Origin of the sequence: Coxiella-like endosymbiont, from assembly GCF_002871095.1 — a bacterium.
GTDB lineage: Bacteria > Pseudomonadota > Gammaproteobacteria > Coxiellales > Coxiellaceae > Coxiella.
On the sequence record NZ_NSHJ01000164.1, the window covers coordinates 1 to 3762 of the forward strand.

Consider the following 3762-nt stretch of genomic DNA (forward strand, 5'->3'; position numbering starts at 1 on the left):
ATGCATGATTGTTATAACATAGATATCACTAAGAAATTAATTGAACAGTTATACTACGACTTTTTTTTAGAATTATTTAACTGTTTTATTAAAGAAAAGAAACTAACCACCAAAGTAACTAATTTAATGGTTAAAGAAAAACTTGCTACCACAAATACTCATCATCTGAAGACGGTATGACACCCAAAACAACAACTGTTGCTAATTTTACTGTTCGATATTTACAGTTTCTTGATGCGAACAGTCATCCTACTCAGCCTTTTCCTAAATTTGCAAATCCTGATACTCTCTTGCATCTTTACCGTCAAATGGTTCTGATTCGCCACTTTGATCATAAAGCCGTTAATCTTCAACGTACCGGAAAAATAGGAACCCACCCCTCTTCTCGAGGACAGGAAGCAGTGGGAGTAGGCATGGGAAATGCCATGCAAGCCGAAGATGTTTTTTGCCCTTATTATCGGGATCAAGGAACCTACCTTGAACGAGGAATCAAATTATCGGAATTTTTAACATATTGGGGAGGAGATGAGCGAGGTAGCGATTACTCTAATCCTAACGTTAAAGACGACTTTCCTAATTGTATTCCTATTGCCGGACAACTTTTACATGCCGCTGGAATTGCGTATGCTATTAAATATCGAAAACAACCTCGTGCTGTATTAACGATTTGTGGAGATGGAGGCACTTCTAAAGGTGATTTTTATGAAGCAATTAATTTAGCTGGGTGCTGGCAATTACCGGTGGTTTTTGTGGTGAATAATAATCAATGGGCTATTTCAATAAGCCGTAATCAACAAACTAAGTGTCAAACTTTAGCGCAAAAAGCTATCTCCGGAGGGTTTGATGGGTGGCAAGTAGACGGTAACGATGTCATTGCTGTCCGTTATGCTGTTTCTAAAGCTTTAAAAAAAGCACGGGTAGGAGGTGGCCCCACCTTAATTGAAGCCATCACTTATCGTTTGTGTGATCATACTACCGCTGATGATGCAAGCCGCTATACTCCTTCCGAAGAACTAAAAATCGCTTGGAAAAATGAACCTATTGCTCGGCTTGGCTCTTATTTAGAATCTCAAGGACTGTGGTCACGAGAACAAGAAATAAAATTACAACAGGAATTAGCTAACGAAATCGATCAAATCGTAAAAGAGTTTTTAAATAAACCCCCACCTAAAGCTACAGATATGTTTGATTATCTTTATGAAAAACTACCAAAATCACTAAACAAACAACGTCTCGAGCTTGTTGGAGAAGAAGAATGACCTATATTACGTTGCTTGAAGCAGTCAATCAAGCATTAGCTTATGAAATGACACAGGACGATTCCGTTATTCTATTAGGAGAAGACGTTGGTATCAATGGCGGGGTTTTTCGTGCTACCGTAGGATTAGTTGAAAAATTTGGACTAGAGCGAGTTTTAGATACCCCATTAAGTGAAAGCATGATCGCGGGAATTTCAATAGGAATGGCAGCTCAAGGATTAAAACCTGTTGCCGAATTTCAATTTTTAGGATTTATTTATTCAGCTTTAGATCATATTTTAAGCCATGCAGCTCGATTACGAAATCGAACTCGAGGTCGATTACATTGTCCTATTGTTTATCGTTCTCCTTTTGGAGGTGGTATCCATGCTCCAGAGCACCATTCAGAAAGTATGGAAGCCCTGTTTGCTCATATTCCGGGATTAAGGGTCGTTATTCCTTCTTCTCCCTCTCGGGCTTACGGACTGTTATTAGCTTCTATCCGAAACCCTGACCCTGTTCTTTTTTTAGAACCAAAACGGATCTATCGTTTAGTAAAGCAAGAGGTACCTGATGATGGAAAAGCACTTCCTTTGGATAAATGTTTCATTTTGCGTGAAGGATCTGATGTCACTCTTATTACGTGGGGAGCGATGATTAAAGAGACTATGGAAGCGGCGAATCAATTAGCTCAACAAAGTATCCAAGCAGAGATAATCGATGTTGCCACCATAAAACCACTAGATATGGATACTATTCTACATTCCGTTGAAAAAACAGGACGTTGTGTGATTATTCATGAAGCTCCATTAACCGGTGGAGTTGGAGCGGAGATTGCAGCAGGTATTGCAGAGCAAGGGTTACTCTCTTTATTAGCACCCATTAAACGTGTAGCAGGATATGACACCATAATGCCTTATTTCCAATTAGAAAAAAAATACATCCCCAGTACCCACCGGATCGTTAAAGCAGTAAAACCATTAATGGAGTTTTCTTAATGAAAGTATTTAAATTACCTGACCTTGGAGAAGGCTTACCTGATGCCATAATTCGTGAATGGTACGTAAAAGAAGGCGAACAAGTAGCTGTAGATCAACTACTAGTCGCTATGGAAACTGCAAAAGCACTTGTAGACATCCCCTCTCCTTTTGAAGGTAAAATTGAAAAATTATTTGGTGAGCTTGGAGATATCATTAAAACGGGTCACCCCTTAATTGGTTTTGTAGGAGAGAGTGAAGAAGGCACCTCTCAAAACGCTTGGACGACGGTTGTTGGTACCATTGAAAGCAGTAAAACTATCTTAAAAGAAGCAGCTACAGGCATTACTGTTCAAAAATTTAAACAAAGAAACCTTGTTAAAACAACGCCTTCAGTACGAAGGCTTGCGAAGCAGCTTGGAGTAGATCTTTCCACTATTAAACCTCAAGGAGCAATGATTACTACTGACGAAGTTAAACAAACCGCTCAATTATATAAAACTTCTTTGAAACGCGCCCCAATCGAAGGAGAGCTTACCCCTTTATCCAATGTGCGACGTGCAATGGTTCTTAGTATGAATCAATCCCATCGAGACGTCGTTCCTGTCAGCTTAGTAGATGACGCAGATATTCAGGCCTGGCAGGGTCAACAAGATATTACGATCCGACTAATTCGAGCTATTCAAGAAGCCTGCAAAGAAGTACCCATCATGAATGCTTATTTCGATGACAAAAAAATGGGCTATCAAATAAAAGAAAATATTAATATCGGGATAGCAATTGATACTCCTCATGGCGCATATGTCCCTGTTTTAAAAGATGTTGTACACCAAAAAGATAGTGAGTTACGCCAACAAGTGAATCTCTTTAAAGAGATGGCCAAAACCCGAAGCTTACCTTCCAAAGATCTTCGTAGTGCCACAATTATGTTATCCAATTTTGGGAGCTTTGCAGGGCGCTATGCAAATCCTATTTTACTACCACCCATGGTCACGATTATTGGTGTAGGTCAAATCAGGAAACAAGTAGTACCCAAAAATAACCAGCCCGTAATTCATGAAATATTACCACTCTCTATCACTAGCGATCACCGATTGATTACAGGAGGAGAAATTGCGCGCTTTTTAAAAGCATTAATCGATTCGCTAGAAAAAGCCTGATTCTAACTCAAAGTTCAAAGTAGTATAATAAAGAACCCATAATTACTAAATTACAGTAGAGTATTTAAACTTAAAACCATAATATCTTATACACAAAAACTCTACTACAAGACGACCCTATCTCTCATGAAGGTATCCGTAAACCTCTCGAAGAATTCACGTCCCAAACATATATCATGTACCAAAATATTATTTCTCTAATTAAAGAGTGAAAAGGCTCTCGTCAGTAGATTAATATTAAAACCGGACTTCTCCTCAACGAAGTACTAAAAGTAATATTAACCCCTAGCCCATAATCGACATGCCACCATTCTCCCAGAATAAATTTGAAGAATAAGTCAAGTTTTCATAAAAAATTACAAGTTTATCTTTTTGATAGATAAGTAT

The 3762-nt window shown here is 38.5% G+C and carries 4 protein-coding genes; all 4 read left to right on the top strand.

Going from position 1 to position 3762, the window contains the following annotated elements:
- A partial coding sequence (locus CLERM_RS04005) for a hypothetical protein (RefSeq protein WP_102157237.1) occupies positions 1 to 180 on the top strand: 180 nt, incomplete at its 5' end.
- A complete protein-coding gene (gene pdhA / locus CLERM_RS03705; protein WP_102157238.1) occupies positions 177 to 1259 on the top strand; it encodes a pyruvate dehydrogenase (acetyl-transferring) E1 component subunit alpha in 1083 nt (360 codons plus the stop codon). The genes CLERM_RS04005 and pdhA, both read left to right, overlap by 4 nt.
- On the top strand, positions 1256 to 2236 hold the full coding sequence (locus tag CLERM_RS03710) for an alpha-ketoacid dehydrogenase subunit beta (protein ID WP_102157239.1): 981 nt from the start codon (positions 1256 to 1258) through the stop codon (positions 2234 to 2236). The genes pdhA and CLERM_RS03710 overlap by 4 nt, the downstream gene beginning before the upstream one ends.
- Positions 2236 to 3375 (top strand): dihydrolipoamide acetyltransferase family protein, encoded by a 1140-nt coding sequence (locus CLERM_RS03715; protein ID WP_102157240.1) that lies wholly within the window; start codon positions 2236 to 2238, stop codon positions 3373 to 3375. The genes CLERM_RS03710 and CLERM_RS03715 overlap by 1 nt, the downstream gene beginning before the upstream one ends.
- Positions 3376 to 3762: the final 387 nt, after the last annotated feature.